The 15,148-nt window shown below is 70.6% G+C and carries 11 protein-coding genes; 7 read left to right on the forward strand and 4 right to left on the reverse strand.

The window, feature by feature from the left end:
* Window positions 1-114: 114 nt before the first annotated feature.
* Together ACWDR4_RS33605 and ACWDR4_RS33610 are read right to left on the reverse strand one after the other, a co-directional pair.
* Window positions 115-462 (reverse strand): YbaB/EbfC family nucleoid-associated protein, encoded by a 348-nt coding sequence (locus ACWDR4_RS33605; RefSeq protein ID WP_006373444.1) that lies wholly within the window; start codon window positions 460-462, stop codon window positions 115-117.
* Between the two features lie 80 nt (window positions 463-542).
* Window positions 543-2,555, reverse strand: coding sequence for a zinc ribbon domain-containing protein (locus ACWDR4_RS33610; protein WP_450413977.1), 2,013 nt, complete (start codon window positions 2,553-2,555; stop codon window positions 543-545).
* Window positions 2,556-2,947: 392 nt separating this feature from the next.
* On the opposite strand from ACWDR4_RS33610, the gene ACWDR4_RS33615 reads away from it, so the two are divergent.
* Complete coding sequence (locus ACWDR4_RS33615; RefSeq protein ID WP_450413979.1) at window positions 2,948-3,721, forward strand: SLATT domain-containing protein; 774 nt, start codon at window positions 2,948-2,950, stop codon at window positions 3,719-3,721.
* Window positions 3,722-4,003: 282 nt separating this feature from the next.
* Here ACWDR4_RS33615 and ACWDR4_RS33620 read toward each other — a convergent pair whose 3' ends face one another.
* Complete coding sequence (locus tag ACWDR4_RS33620) at window positions 4,004-5,398, reverse strand: M20/M25/M40 family metallo-hydrolase (RefSeq protein ID WP_450413981.1); 1,395 nt, start codon at window positions 5,396-5,398, stop codon at window positions 4,004-4,006.
* A gap of 147 nt (window positions 5,399-5,545) precedes the next feature.
* Here ACWDR4_RS33620 and ACWDR4_RS33625 point away from each other — a divergent pair, with 147 nt between their 5' ends.
* The 3 genes from ACWDR4_RS33625 (at window position 5,546) to ACWDR4_RS33635 (ending at window position 8,212) form a co-directional block, all read left to right on the forward strand.
* On the forward strand, window positions 5,546-5,875 hold the full coding sequence (locus ACWDR4_RS33625; protein ID WP_450413982.1) for a hypothetical protein: 330 nt from the start codon (window positions 5,546-5,548) through the stop codon (window positions 5,873-5,875).
* A 163-nt stretch (window positions 5,876-6,038) separates the two neighbouring features.
* Entirely contained in the window at window positions 6,039-7,298 is a 1,260-nt protein-coding gene (locus tag ACWDR4_RS33630; protein ID WP_450413984.1) for an RNA-guided endonuclease InsQ/TnpB family protein, read from the forward strand.
* Window positions 7,295-8,212: a hypothetical protein gene (locus ACWDR4_RS33635; RefSeq protein ID WP_450413986.1), complete on the forward strand. Its 918-nt coding sequence runs from the start codon at window positions 7,295-7,297 to the stop codon at window positions 8,210-8,212. The genes ACWDR4_RS33630 and ACWDR4_RS33635 overlap by 4 nt, the downstream gene beginning before the upstream one ends.
* 85 nt (window positions 8,213-8,297) lie before the next feature.
* On the opposite strand, the gene ACWDR4_RS33640 is transcribed toward ACWDR4_RS33635, so the two are convergent.
* Window positions 8,298-9,674 carry a protein kinase domain-containing protein gene (locus tag ACWDR4_RS33640; RefSeq protein ID WP_450413988.1) on the reverse strand — a complete coding sequence of 459 codons (1,377 nt, stop codon included), beginning with the start codon at window positions 9,672-9,674 and terminating at the stop codon, window positions 8,298-8,300.
* Window positions 9,675-10,150: 476 nt separating this feature from the next.
* On the opposite strand from ACWDR4_RS33640, the gene ACWDR4_RS33645 reads away from it, so the two are divergent.
* From ACWDR4_RS33645 to ACWDR4_RS33655, 3 genes are all read left to right on the forward strand, one after another.
* Window positions 10,151-11,506: an aminotransferase class III-fold pyridoxal phosphate-dependent enzyme gene (locus ACWDR4_RS33645; protein ID WP_450413990.1), complete on the forward strand. Its 1,356-nt coding sequence runs from the start codon at window positions 10,151-10,153 to the stop codon at window positions 11,504-11,506.
* A gap of 134 nt (window positions 11,507-11,640) precedes the next feature.
* The gene (locus ACWDR4_RS33650) at window positions 11,641-12,615 is read left to right on the forward strand and encodes a GntR family transcriptional regulator (protein WP_450413991.1); all 975 of its coding nucleotides are present in this window, start codon (window positions 11,641-11,643) and stop codon (window positions 12,613-12,615) included.
* Window positions 12,612-15,047: a glycosyltransferase gene (locus ACWDR4_RS33655; RefSeq protein WP_450413993.1), complete on the forward strand. Its 2,436-nt coding sequence runs from the start codon at window positions 12,612-12,614 to the stop codon at window positions 15,045-15,047. Before ACWDR4_RS33650 ends, ACWDR4_RS33655 begins: the two co-directional genes overlap by 4 nt.
* Window positions 15,048-15,148 lie beyond the last annotated feature (101 nt).

Here is a 15,148-nt window from a genome sequence, read left to right on the forward strand (position 1 = left end):
GGACTGCCTTTCCTGTTCCCTTTAGTGCTTCGGTTGCTTCGATCCTGTCGTACGTACCGTAGTTGGCCGCCGCCCGCCTGAGGAAGGCGGGACGGGGGGCGCGCGGTGCGAACGTCAGAACGGCAGGCCCGGGATGCCGCTTCCGCCGCCGCCCAGACCCTGCGCCAGCGGGCCTAGCTTCTGCTGCTGAAGCTGCTGCGCGTTCTCGTTCGCCGCCTGTACGGCCGCCACGACCAGGTCGGCGAGGGTCTCCGTGTCCTCCGGGTCGACCGCCTTCGGGTCGATCTTGAGGGCGCGCAGTTCGCCGGCGCCCGTCACGGTCGCCTTGACCAGACCGCCGCCCGCCTGCCCGTCGACCTCGGTCCGCGCGAGTTCCTCCTGCGCGTTCGCCAGGTCCTGCTGCATCTTCTGGGCCTGCTGGAGCAGCTGCTGCATGTTGGGCTGGCCACCACCGGGGATCACGATCAGCTCCTCTTTCGGTCTCTTCCGCGTCGTTCACCTACGAACGAATTCGGCGTTCAGCATGAGCGTCTCTAATCAGCTTAGTGATCCCGTGCCAGACGTGGTGTCTGGCGGTGGGATTCCCATCGTGGAGGGGTGGCGTGGGCGTGCAGGTGGAAGCCTGCGCCCAGTGTCGCTCCTCGTGGCCGGTGTCGGCTGTTGGTGGGTGTGCTGATCGTTGTCACGCCCTGGTGCCGGTGGGCTGCGCGGGGCAGCCGGTTCCGGTCCGTGTGAGTGTGTCCCTCCGGACGCTGGCCTACCGGACGCGAAGGTCTGGTGGGGGAGGGTGTCCGGCGTCGCCTGGGCGTCGGACGTGTGGTTCGAGGCCGGGTGGGGCCGGTCTTGGACCGGTCCGTCCGGCTGGTCTTCGGTGTGGTCGGTGTGATGACCGCGCCCGCTTCGAGCCTGTCGATCACCGTGCGGATCGCCATCGTGCCGCTGGTGCGGTCGGTGACGGTCTTGGTCTGATGGGTCAGGCCGCGGGCGGCGATCCGCCGCCAGGCGCCGTTGTCGCGGTCGCCCTGCCACCCGCACTCCGGGCTGGGGCAGAGGGCCCATTTCCATCCGGGTGTGGTGGGCCGGTCGGGGGCTCTGCGGTGCCGCAGCGGGGTGAGGCATCGGGGGCAGTGCTTGGAGGTGTTGCGCGCGGGGACGGTGACGACGGCGATCCCGGTCTCAGCGGCGAGGTGGCGCATGCGGTCCACGATCTGCCCGCGCACCTGCTGGGAGAGGCGGGTGTTCATGGTGCGGCCCATGCCCTTGGCTTCCATCGACCGCAGGTCTTCGACGTAGATCACCGTGGCCGAGGCGGTGACGGCCTGATCCACTGTCCAGCGCGCGGCAGCCCAGGCGAGGGCGTCGTTGAGGCGGGAACGCCGGTCGCAGACATGCCGGATCTCATCGGACAGCACCGCGTGTCTGGCGGTCAGTGCGTGCTGCTCGTTGCCGCCGGTGAGCCGCTGGATGGGGGTCCCCCCGCGCGAGCGAAGCCGAGCGTGGGGGAGGTCGGACTTGGTGTGCAGGTGCTCGGACAGCCGGCGCAGCCGGTGCTGTCTGGCGAGGACCCCGGCGGCGCGGAACTGTCCGCCGGAGCCGAGGGCGGTGATCTGGCCGTCGTCGTGCAGGCGTGCGGCTCCGGCCGACAGCAGGGTGTTCAGGCCCCAGTCCACGCCCAGCGCGATCGTGTGACCGGTGCGCCTAGTCTTCGGGACGGCGTGGGTGTAGGCGAGATCCGCCCTCACCCGGCCCTGGTGGATACGCAGGGTGGGCAGATGCAGCACCGCACCGGCCGGGATCGTCGGAGGCAGCACAATGGGGCAGGCCACCCAGGTCCAGTCTTTGTACGAGGCCGGGTCGGGGCGGGTGGGCAGTTGCAACCGCAGCAGCGCCCGACCGCCTTCGTCGGCGCGTTCGATGGTGGCCTGCTGCCCGTCGCAGGCGGACAGCAGCAGCATCCGCGCGACGCGGGGCACGGTCTCCAGCTCGAAGACATCGGCCGGCATCCGGCCGTACTGCTTCACGAACGCGGCGATCTGCCGGGTCCGGCCCTTGATGACACTGGACGGCAGGAACTGGCCACCGGACACCGCCGCACGCACCGCATCCCACTCCGCAGCGGTGCGCCGGGCGGGGTCGGCGGGCCAGACCGCGACGACTGCGGCGGTCAGGTCGGCGCGCCACTTCGCCGAGCGCAGGGTGCGCCCGGCCTGTTCCTGCGCCATCCGCACGATGCGATCGTTGACCCTGACACCCTCGGCCGGGCCGACGGTCCAGCCCAGGCGGCGCAGGGCCATCCACGCGTTCGACGGCAGTGCGCGGCCCCCGGCGTCCTCACCACCGGCCAGCACACCCACATCGACGGTGTTCCAGTGCTCGGCCAACAGAACAGCAACCATGCCGGACACCAGATCGGCAGCCCACCCCACCCGTTCCGCCAGCACACCTGCGGACAGGACCTCGCCCGTCCTCTCATCGGCGCCGGTACGCAACAGGCCACGGGCACAGGCGGTACGGGCCGTCTCACCCTCGACCAGCGGCACCTTCCGACTCACCACCGCCCCCTCCCCACACACGATGCTGTCATCCGATCAACGACACCCCTCGCGAAAAGGTCACGCAATCGATCCTCGTACTCACACTCGACATCAGCGCCGGACGCAAGGCACGACGCCAGAAGATGACAAATCACTACGGATACCTAAGAAAATAGATGAGCCTACGTGGTCGGCCCGGCTGTCGCTCCGGCGCTACTCCGGCACTCTTTCGAGTGAGCCGGTCACGGTGCCATACCTGATCAAGGACGTCTTCCGAGCGGAAAAGAAACGAAAGCCCGGTCATCGCCACCCATTGGGCGGTAGGAATGGGGCGGCGCGACAGCTTTACAACCGCATCAGACGTCACGCGGGCACCCTTACGGTGTCACGCACCGTGATTGAAGGAGTGCCGGGTGAGCCAGCCGGAGATGCAGCCCGAGGGGCCGTCCCAGAGACCGCCCCACGACGGGCGGAGCGAAGGTCCCGCCGGGCTCGGTTTCGCCGGGCTGCGGCCCGGGGACCTCACCGGCCGGCCCTTCCCCCTCGGCGACTGGGGCGAGCCCGCACCACGCCTCGACGAGCTGTACCGGTGGGTGGAGCAGGGGGCGCTGGAGACGGCGGCCTGGTACCTCACCGACCGGGTGTGGAAGCGGCGGGGTGCCCGCGCGCTGCGTACGGGCGCCGCGCTCGGGGCGGTCACCGGGGCGGCGCTGCCGCTGCTGGACCTGACCGGGGTGATGGGCGAGGTGGCCCCCTGGGGATATCTGGCGCTGCTGCTCGCGGTGGCGTGCGTGGCCGTGGACCGGTTCTTCGGGATCACCTCGGGCTGGATAAGGGACGTCGCCACCGCGCAGGCCGTGCAGCGGCGGCTGCAGGTGCTGCAGTTCGAGTGGGCGTCGGAGAGCGTGCGCGAGGTGCTGGGCCCGACGGAGGGGACGGCGAGCGAGGCGGCGGACCGGTGTCTGGGAGTGCTGCGCCGCTTTTCGGAGGACGTGACGGAGTTGGTGCGGGCGGAGACGGCGGACTGGATGGTGGAGTTCCGGGCGGGGGGTGCGCCGTTGGGGATGCAGTCGGCGGGGGCGGGGGTGCCCCGGCAGGACGCGACGGTCCACCAGGGGCGGTTCGGGATCGCAGCACCGGGGGCACGACCGAACATGCCTCGGCAGCGGCCGCCGGAGGCGAGGTAAGGGTTTTTCTCGCCCCCGCCGCCCTTACCCGTCCCATCCCGTTCCTGGGGGCTGCGCCCCCAGACCCCCCTTCGGCCTGAACGGCCTCGTCCTCAATCGCCGGACGGGCTGGAAATGCGGGCCGGCGCTGAAAGATCAAGCCCGGCCAGCACCATCAAGCCCCGGCCGACACCATCCAGCCCGTCCGGCGATTGAGGACGAGCGCGTTTTAGCGCGATGCGGGGGTTCGGGGGCGGCAGCCCCCGAGGATGGGAACGGGTAAGGGCGGCGGGGGCGAAAGACCTACCCCGGCGCCGGGAACGCCACCTGGCTTCTCAGGCCCGTCCCGCCCACCGCTCGTACCCCGAAGAACACGTTGTCCTTTGACAGGGCCAGTTCGTGCGACGTCACGTCTCCCACGGGGACCACGTGGGTCCACTCCGGGGACGTCGTCTCGCGCCAGACGATCTCGTAGCCCGCCAGGTCCGGTTCGGTACCCCGTGTCCACACCAACTGCGTCGCGTTCGTCAGCGTCGACGTCAGGATCTTGGCGCCGCGTGGTGTGCCCGGGGCCTGGGCCAGCGTCCACAGTGCCGCCGCGTTCACCCTCGCGACCCGGGCGATGTACGGGAAGTCGCAGAACTCCGGCAGGTCTCCGTACTGTTTGCCGGTCTCGTCGACCCGTACGTCCTGGTGCTGGTGGGCGAAGTCCTCGGTCGGTTCGGTGAAGCGGGCGGCCGGGTAGCCGCGTTCCAGGAAGGGGATGTGGTCGCCGCCCCGACGGTAGCGGTCCCTGCGGTACACCACCCGGACGTGCATCCCCGTCGCCTCGTTGTCGGCGACATCGCTCACGAAGCGGGCCAACTGCCGCGCCGGCGAGTCGTTCTCACCGCCCACCGAACGCCGTACCGCCGCCTCCTCCGGGGTCTCCGAAGACGGGACGCCCTCCGCGAACAGGCGGATCGTGTACGGGTCCACGGTGCCGTCGTCCGCCTTCGGGCTGCCGACTATGTCGTTCGTGAACATGGCTTGGAGGTCCGTAGCGGACGACTTGAACTGTTGCGCCATGTACGCCGCCCCGTACAGGCCCTGCTCCTCCCCCGCCACCGCCGCGAAGACGATCGTCGCCGCCGGGCGGCGCTTCGCCATCACCCTCGCCAACTCCATGGCCACGGCCACGCCCGACGCGTCGTCGTCCGCGCCCGGTGCGTCCGAGACCGCGTCCATGACGTCCGTGGCGCGGGAGTCGTAGTGCCCGGAGACCACGTACACGCGCTCCGGGGCAATCGAGCCGCGCAAGGTCGCGACCACGTTCGTGATGCGCGTCGCCACCGGGATGCGGCTCGCCGGTTCCTGGATGTACGACTGGAGGTCCACCGTCATCCGGCCTGCCGACTCGGCGGCGTACGACCGGAGTTCGGCTGCTATCCAGTCCCTCGCCGCGCCGATACCGCGTACCGGGTCGTCCTGGGTGGAGAGGGTGTGGCGGGTGCCGAAGGAGGCCAGTCTGCGGACCGTCGTCTCGATTCGTTTCGGGTCGATCTCCCTTAGCAGGGCGCGGAGTTCGGGGGTCGGTCGCTGGGCGGTGGCGGGCGGACGCGAGCCGGACGACGCGGCGGCGGCCTGCGCGGGAGTGACAGTCGCGGCGGAAGCAGCCGCCGTTGCCGTCAGGACGGTTCTTCTGCTGGGTCGTCGCATGCGCCCCATGGTTGTGTACGCGTCAACCAGGGACAAGAGGGCACCATTGTTGAAGCGGTTGCCGCTACTCGTTGTGGTGACCACTGTTCACCGAGTAACCTTCAACCTCCTTTCGGACAGGCGCAGTTGACAGCGGGGGAGTTCCGCATGCCATCCGACGACGACAGACCTGACCGCAACTTTCCCGGTGACCGTGCCATCGACTTCATCCGCGAGTTCCGGTCGGCCGTGGTCCCCGACTACGGCAGCCGCGCGAGCCTCAACACCAGCCCGCCTCTCTTCGTCCTGCGGGTGCCGGAGACGACGTACCAGACCGGTGTGCAGCGCATCGTCAACCCGCTGATCGACGCGCTGCGCACCGACAGCTCACGACGCGTCCCGTACGCCCATCTCACCACCGCCGGCGACCACGACCTGCTCTCCACCGAGGCCGGGACGGAGTTGAGCCGGGGTGCCACCGGGCATCCCCCGCCCTAGGCCTGGTGACTGAGCCCCCAGGTCCCCCGCTACGGCCATGAACAGGCCTCGCCCTCGAACTCCGGACGGGTTGGAGATACCGGCCTGCGATTGAGAGGGAGGTATCAGGGGAATGTGCGGTGTTCGAATGCGCGGGCGTGGGTGGGTAAGTAGCGTCGCGGTTGTGAAGCTGGTGGTGCAGGTGAAGCTGCTGCCGACGCCTACCCAGGCGTCGGCACTTGACGCGACTCTGCGCGCCTGCAACGAGGCCGCATGCTGGGTCAGTCAGGTGGCCTTCGAAAAGGATGTGAAGAGGAACTTCGCGCTGAGGGAGCACACCTACGGTGAGGTGAAGGGGCGGTGGGGGCTGGGGGCGCAGGCCGCCCAGCATGTGATCAAGAAGACCTGCGACGCGTACGCGACGCTGCGGGCGAGCCTGAAGGCCGGAAATCTGGGCAGGCCCGGCTCGAAGCGTTACCGCCAGGCCACCGAGAAGCCGGTGGTCTTCCGTCCGGAGGGGGCGCAGCCGTACGACGACCGGATGCTGTCCTGGCAGGTCGCCGAGCGGCGGATCTCCGTGTGGACGGTGGCGGGTCGGGTGAAGGACGTGGCGTTCACCGCCTCGCCGGAGCAGTTGGCCACCCTCGCGCTGTACCGCAAGGGCGAGTCCGACCTCGTGTGCCGGGACGGCATGTGGTTCCTGAACGCGACCTGCGAGGTCCCCGAAGCATCCCTGAACAGCGACCCGTCCGACTTCCTCGGGATCGATCTGGGCATCGTGAACATCGCCACCACCTCCGACGGCGAGATCATGGCCGGACGCGAACTCAACCGCGTCCGGGCTCGTGAACGCGAGCTGCGGACCAAGCTCCAGAAGAAGAACACCCCGTCCGCCAAGCGCCGCTTGAAGAAGCGCAGGCGCAAGGAGGCGCGGCGGGCGAAGGACATCAACCACAAGATCGCGAAGCATGTGGTGGCCGAGGCAGAACGCACCGGTCGTGGAATCGCCCTGGAGGACCTGACGGGCATCCGCGAGCGGGTACGGCTGAGGAAGCCCCAACGGGCCACCCACTCCAGCTGGGCGTTCGCCCAGCTCGGCAGCTTCATCGCCTACAAGGCCCGCCGGGCGGGAGTGCCGGTGGTGTACGTCGATCCGGCGTACACCTCCCGCACCTGCGCCGAATGCGGCCACATCGACAAGGCGAACCGGGTCAGTCAGGCCTGGTTCGCGTGCCGGAACTGCGGATTCGTTGATCACGCGGACCGGAACAGCTCCCGCAACATCCGCGCACGCGCGTGGGAGTTGTGGCGACGCGGGGCCCAGTCAACGGCCCCCGACCCACCCCCGAAGCCAGCCGGCCGGGACGGGACTGGACGCAAACGACGCACCACCGCCAGTGATGCCCGTTGTGCAAATCCGGCGCTTTTCGCGCCGGGTAGTTGACCTACTGGCCGTTCACGCCCGCCAACTCGCGGGAGGCCCGGATCGAGGCGGACTTCGCCGACCGGAAGAACATCGTCGCCCTGCCCGACAGCGAGGACGAGTGCGCCCCCGCCGGGCACGCCATCGTGGTCGAGAGTTCCACGGACCTCTACAGCCGCAGTCTCGCCGCCCGCTTCATGGCGGACTTCCCCGGCGGCGAGACCGTGCTCAACTTCAACCAGGAGGGCGACTTCGATCCCCCGGCGCCCGCCGCCGAGGCCAATCTGACCAGCGCCGACATCCTCGCCCGGCGGATCTGCGACACGCTCTCCGAGCGGCCGAACTCGGTCGTGTACTGGTCGGCGCGGGCCAAGGACTTCACGGCGTTCGTCAACTCCATGGATCTGGAGGGCACTTGTCTCGGCCAGGACATCACCGTCCTCGGCGGCAACGAGCTGACCAACGTGGCCCAGACCGGTGTCTTCCGGAACAAGAACTGGCTGCGGCTGTACTACTCCGCGCACCGGATGCCGGACGACGCCTCGGCCGGGGCGAGCGTCAAGACCCGGCAGTTCGTACGGGAGTACAAGGACTTCGTGGCCGACACCACCGAGGGCACCGACCCCTGGCGGCAGGACGGCCACTCGGCGGTCTCGTACGACGCCTTCCACGTGCTGAGCCAGGCGGTGTCCGAGGCCTATCAGAGCGATCCCGGCATCACCCGCAACTCCGTGCTCATCGAGCTGCGCAACGGGGTCCGCTTCGACGGGGCGACCGGTTCCGTCTCCTACGCCGAGGGCAGCAACGCGCCGCCCGTCGACAAGACGCTGGTCCTGCTGCGCCAACTGGCGGATGGGCCACGGGCGGTGGTGGCGTGCGGCGCGTACCGGGAGGACGAGTCGAGCGCGAAACAGGGACCGCCGTGCGCGTCCTGACCCGACCTCACCTCACGTTCCGTACAGGCCCAAAGCCCCGTACAGGCAAGAAGTCCCGTGCAGGCAAAGGAAGTTCGCCTGCCGGTCAGCTCGCCTTCGGATACGTCGGCGTAGGCGGCGAGACCGACGGGCTGGAGGTCGGCGCGGGGGACCTGACGGGTGCGGTGTCGTCGTCGCCGTTCAGCAGGGCGACGACGGAGGCGCCGGCCGCGAGGGTGACGACCAGCGCGGCGGCGATGAGCACCAGCGACATACGGGACCTCCTGGCGGGCTCCTCCGGCTGCGCGCGCCCCATCGCCCGCTGCGCTCGCCCCACCCGGTAGGCATCGGACGTGCCGGGGGGCGACATGCTCCACGCGACCGGCACGACCGGCTCTTCGAGCGCCGGGTCCCCGTCCCCGGGCCAGACAGGGGGCCGCTGGCCGCCTCCGGGGACGGAGGCGAAGGGCTGCGGATGGTGCGCGGGGTGGCCCTGGGCCGGATGCGCGGGCGGCCCGTCGGGCGGGGCGTGCTCGGGCGGGACATGCTCGGACGGTGCGTGCTCGGGCGGCGCGTGCTCGGGCGGCGCATCCCCCGCCTCCCCCACTGTCTCCTCCCCCGCCGTCCCCGCCTCCGCCTCCACCTCCAGCAGCCGCACCGCGTGCCGTCCCAGTCGGGCGACCAGCGGACCCGGCAGCCAGGTGTCCCGCTCGTACCCGTCCGCGACGGCGTCCGCCGACACCCCCGTACGGCGCAGGATCTGTTCCGGGGTGGGGCGCTGGGCCGGGTCCTTGCTCAGGCAGTCGCGGACGAGGTCGAGCACGCCCCGCGGGACCCCTTCCAGGTAGGGCTCCTCCCGGACCATGCGGAACCTCAAGGCGATGGCGCTCCTGCCGGTCACGCCGAAGGGCTGGGCGCCCGTGGCGGCGTATGCGAGGACGGCGCCCAGGGAGAAGACGTCCGTGGCGGCGGTGACCGGGTCGCCGTGCAGTTGCTCGGGCGCCATGTACCCGGGGTGGCCAATGGGATCGCCGTCGCCGGTGAGCCCGCCGTCGGTGAGCCCTCCGTCGGTGACTCTCTCCAGGGCGCGGGCGACACCGAAGTCGACGACGCGGGGCCCGTCGATGGTGACCAGGACGCTGGACGGCTTGAGGCCGCGGTGGACGATCCCGGCGCCGTGGATGTCCTGGAGGGCGTGCGCGAGCCCGGCGGCGAGGATGCGCAGCGAGCGCTCGGGCAGCGGCCCGTGGTCGTACGGGACGATCTGACGCAGGCTCGGCCCGGCGACGTACCCGGTGGCGGCCCAGGGCACGGCGGCCTCGGTGTCGGCGTCGAGCACGGGCACCGTCCAGCGCCCCCCGACGCGTCGCGCGGCGGCGACCTCCTGCCGGAACCGGTCCCGGAACCCGTCCTGCTCGGCCAGTTCCCGCCGGACGACCTTCACGGCGACGGCCCGCCCCTGCTCGGACCGCGCGAGATACACCTGCCCGGTCCCGCTCGTCCCGGTCCCGCTCGTCCCGCCCCCGCCCGGACCGGCTGTACCACCCGCACTGCCTGTACGGCGGGTACTGCCTGCACCGCCGGTACTACCTGCACCGCCCGCCCTGCCCGTCCCGCCCGAACTGCCTGCACCGCCCACACCACCGTTTGTGCCCGCACCGCCCGCACTGCCTGCACCGCGGGGACTGCCCGCACCACCGGTACTGCCCCCACCGCCCGCACTGCCCGCACCGCCGGTACTACCCGCACCACCCGCCCCGCCCGTACCGAGCCGCGCGATCAGCCGGTACGTCCCTATCCGTGCCGGATCCCCGTCCCCGAGCCGCTCCATGCCCGCCTCCCCATGCGCCCCGCACCCCCTACCCCGTCGGGACACGCGACAACCTGTCGCGCAAAACGCCGGACCGCAGACAGGACGCCGATATCCCGCCGTCGCCCGGGACACCTACGCTCCCCGGCATGACCCCTCAGCCCAACCCCCAGGCGGGCGCGGCCGTGAAGGCCGCCGACCGCGCGCACGTCTTCCACTCCTGGTCCGCGCAGGAACTCATCGACCCGCTCGCCGTCGCCGGTGCCGAAGGGGCCTACTTCTGGGACTACGACGGCAGGCGGTACCTGGACTTCACCAGCGGGCTGGTCTTCACGAACATCGGCTACCAGCACCCGAAGGTCGTCGCCGCCATTCAGGAGCAGGCCGGGCGGATGACCACCTTCGCGCCCGCCTTCGCCGTCGAGGCCCGGTCGGAAGCGGCTCGGCTCATTGCCGAGCGGACCCCCGGTGATCTGGACAAGATCTTCTTCACCAACGGCGGCGCCGACGCCGTAGAGCACGCCGTGCGCATGGCCCGGCTGCACACCGGACGCGCCAAGGTGCTGTCCGCCTACCGCTCCTACCACGGCGGCACCCAGCAGGCCGTGAACATCACCGGCGACCCCCGCCGCTGGCCCTCCGACAATGGCACCGCCGGGGTCGTCCACTTCTGGGCGCCCTTCCTCTACCGCTCCAGGTTCTACGCGGAGACCGAGGAGGAGGAGTGCGCCCGCGCCCTCCAGCACCTTGAGGACACCATCACCTTCGAGGGGCCCGCCACCATCGCGGCGATCGTCCTCGAAACCGTCCCCGGCACCGCCGGCATCATGATCCCGCCGCCCGGCTATCTCACCGGGGTGCGCGCGCTCTGCGACCAGTACGGGATCGTCTTCGTCCTGGACGAGGTGATGGCCGGGTTCGGGCGGACCGGTGAGTGGTTCGCCGCCGACCTGTTCGACGTCGTGCCCGACCTGATGACCTTCGCCAAGGGCGTCAACTCCGGCTACGTACCCCTCGGCGGTGTGGCGATCTCCGGCGCCGTCGCCGAGACGTTCGCCACTCGCCCCTACCCCGGCGGCCTCACCTACTCCGGGCACCCGCTCGCCTGCGCCGCCGCCGTCGCCACGCTCACGGTGATGGCGGAGGAGGACGTCGTCGGGCAGGCCGCCCGCACCGGCGAGACCATCCTCGGACCGGCGCTCAGAGAGCTGGCGGCCCGGCATCCGAGCGTCGGCGAAGTGCGCGGTACGGGCGTCTTCTGGGCCCTGGACCTCGTACGGAACAAGGAGACCCGGGAGCCGCTGGTGCCGTACAACGCGGCCGGGGAGGCGAACGCGCCGATGGCCGCGTTCGGCGCCGCCGCGAAGGCGAACGGGCTGTGGCCGTTCATCAACATGAACCGGACGCATGTCGTCCCGCCCTGCAACGTGACCGAGGCCGAGGCCAAGGAAGGGCTCGCCGCACTGGACGCCGCGCTGTCGGTCGCCGACGAGTACACCGAGTGAGCGAACAGCCCGGCAAGAGGGAATGTGGGTAAGCGCACGGGAAACTCCTGCCGGAACCCGAACGCGTAAGGTGACGTGCTCGTAGTCATATGCGAGTACGTCATCCACACGCGCGAAGGGGGAGGGTTCCGACCATGCCCGCCAGCAGCGGCAACGGCGCCGTGACCCGTAGCACCCTGCGGCAGCAGATCGCGGACGCGCTCCGCGACGAGGTGCTGGCCGGCCGTCTCCAGCCCGGCCAGGAGTTCACGGTCAAGGAGATCGCCGAGCAGTACGGCGTCTCCGCGACGCCCGTGCGCGAGGCCCTGGTCGATCTGTCGGCCCAGGGCCTGCTGGAGGCCGACCAGCACCGCGGCTTCCGTGTGCACGAGTACTCGCTCGCCGACTTCCGGGGCATGATCGAGGCCCGCGGCCTGGTCACCGACGGCATGTTCCACGGGCTCGCGAAGGGCCTGCCGACCGCCCCGGAGGGCAGTGTCGGGGGTAGTACCGGGGGTAGTGCGGGGCACAGTACGGGTGGCGGTACGGGTCGCAGTGCGGGGCACCGTACGGGTGGCAGTGCGGGTGGCATCACGAGTACGGCCGGTGGTTTCGCCGCCGACAGTCCAGGGCCGCGCGGCTTCTTCGTCCGCGCCGGCGACCCCCGTGCCGCCGCCGCCCTCGCCGGAGTCCGCCGCCGGGGCGAGGAGGCGCGGCGCGCCGCGACCGCCGGTGAGCTGAACATCCTCATCGGGTACGACCTGCGCTTCTGGCGCGAACTGGGCGCCCTGTTCGGCAACCCGTACCTCACCGACTTCCTGCACCGGCTACGCGTGCAGTCCTGGGTGTGCGCGGTGCAGCACCTGAGCCGGATCGGCGATCTGCGCGGCCGGCTGTGGTCCGACCACACCGAGGTCGTCGACGCGCTGACCCGCCGCGACCTCGCCGACGCGCACCGGATAGTCGACACGTACGACATGCACTCCCTCGCCCTCATCGAGGGCCTGGCGAACCTCGACGCCGAAAACACCGTCCTCACTTCCGACGACGACAAACTCGACAACGAACTCGACGACAAGCGCGAGAACAAGGAAAAGGAATACGAGGGGAAGAGGGGCACCGCCGAATGAGCGCTCCCACCCGCACCACGGCCACCCTCGGCCTGACCGTCGTCGTCCCCGCGTACAACGAGGAAGCCCGCCTCGGTCCCACCCTCGCCGCCATCACCGGCCATCTCCGGGAGAACGAGGGCCGCTGGGGCGACTGGGAGGTGGTGGTCGTCGACGACGGCTCCACCGACGGCACCCGCGACCTCGTCACCGCGCTCACCGACCCCCGCGTCCACCTGGTCACCAGCCCGCGCAACCGGGGCAAGGGCCACGCCCTGCGCCTCGGCGTCGCCGCCTCGCGCGGCACCCGCGTCCTGGTGACGGACGCCGATCTGGCCGCTCCGATAGCGGAGCTGGAGGTCCTGGACAAGGCGCTCACCGAGGGGCACGCGGCGGCGATCGGCTCCCGTTCCGTGCCCGGGTCGACGATCGAGCACCACCAGCACAGGGTGCGTGAACTCCTCGGCCGGGCCGGCAACTTCCTGATACGCGGGGTCGCCGTCCCCGGCATACGGGACACCCAGTGCGGTTTCAAACTGTTCGACGGCGACCGGGCCCGTACGGCGTTCGCCGCGTCCCGGCTCAACGGCTGGGGCATAGACGTCGAGGTCCTCCAGCACTTCCGCCGCGCCGACTGGCCGGTCGCCGAGATCCCGGTCCGCTGGGCCCACCAGTCCGGCTCGAAGGTACGCCCGCTGGACTACGCCCGCGTCCTCGCCGAACTGACGGCCCTCAAGGCACGCGCGATCCGCCCGGCCGACCTGCTCGCGGCCTCCCTCTTCCTCCTCATGGCCGTCGCGCTGTACGCGGGCCGCTGGGCCGACCCGAACGGCCGCTATCTCCCCGACTCCCTCCAGGACCAGAACCAGTGGGAGTGGTTCTTCGCGGCCACAGCACACAACGTCAGCCACTTCCAGAACCCCCTCTTCACCGACCTCCAGGGCTTCCCCGACGGTGTGAACCTCATGGCCAACACGGTCATGCTCGGCCTGTCGGTCCCCTTGACGCCGATCACGCTCCTCGCGGGCCCGGCGATCTCCCTGGCCCTGGCGACGACGCTGGGCCTCGCGGTGACGGCGACGGCCTGGTACTGGCTGATCGTGAAGCGGGTCGTACGGCAACGGGGAGCGGCCTTCGCCGGCGCGACCCTGGCGACCTTCGCACCCCCGATGATCAGCCACGCCAACGCACACCCGAACTTCGTCGTCCTCTTCATGATGCCGCTGATCATCGACCGCGCGCTGAGGCTGTGCGAGGGCGAGAGGGTCCGCCGCAACGGCGTGATCCTGGGCCTGATGACGGCGTACCAGATCTTCCTCGGCGAGGAGCCGTTGCTGCTGGCGGCGATGGGAATGACCCTGTTCGCGGTCGCCTACGCGGCCGTACGCCGGGACGTGGCGAGGACGGCCTGGCGCCCCCTGTCGCGCGGCCTTCTGACGGGTATGGCGGTGTGCCTGCCGATCGTCGCCGTCCCCCTCTACTGGCAGTTCTTCGGCCCGCAGAGCTACCACAGCGTGCTGCACGGCGACAACGCCGGCAACAGCCCGCTCGCGCTGATCTCCTTCGCCGAGCGTTCGTTGATAGCGGGCGACGCGGACCGGGCCAACGCCCTCTCCCTCAACCCGACCGAGCAGAACGCCTTCTACGGCTGGCCGCTGGTCGCCCTGGCCCTCGCGATCGTCGTACGGCTGTGGGAGCGCACGCTGGTGAAGGCGCTGGCCTTCACGGCGGTCGCCGCGGCCCTCCTCTCCCTCGGCCCCGAGTTCCGTATCCCGCTCAGCGACATCGTGCTGCCGGGCCCGTGGGCGCTGCTCGCGAAGCAGCCGCTGTTCGAGTCGGTGATCGAGGGCCGGGTCGCGATGATCTGCGCGCCCGCGCTGGGCATGCTTCTGGCCGTCGCGGTGGAGCGAGTGACGGCGACCCCCAACCTGTCCACGCTGTACTTCGGCATGCTGGCGGTCGTCCTGGCGGTGCTGCCGATCGTCCCGGCCCCGCTGAAGTCGGTGGAACGCGTGGACGTGCCGCCCTTCATCGCGGACGGCATGTGGAAGTCGTACGTCGGGAAGGGCGAGTCTCTGGTCCCGGTGCCGTTGCCCGATCCCGGCAACGCGGAGGCGCTGCACTGGCAGACGGCGGCCGACCTCGGCTTCAAGCTGCCGGGCGGCTACTTCAACGGCCCGTACGGCGACGACCGCGTCGGCATCTACGGCGCCGCGCCCCGCTTCACCTCCAACATGCTGCGGGACGTCCGCTACAACGGCGTCGCGCCGACGATCGGCGCCAACTGGCGGGCGCAGGCCAAGAAGGACTTCGCGTTCTGGAAGGCGGGCGTGCTGGTACTGGCCCCGCAGGGCAACGACGGGGTGCTGCGGGAGACGCTGGAGCAGTTGACGGGGAAGCAGGGGAAGTGGACGGGCGGGGTGTGGGTGTGGGACCTGCACGACGGGGCATGACCCGGTGACCGGGTCCGGGGCGACCGGGTGACCTGTTCCTGTCGGTGTCTGGCCCATCTCACAGGGGACTGACCCGCCGACGACCCATTACGCTTCCCTGA

Source organism: Streptomyces sp. NPDC000878 (assembly GCF_053599695.1).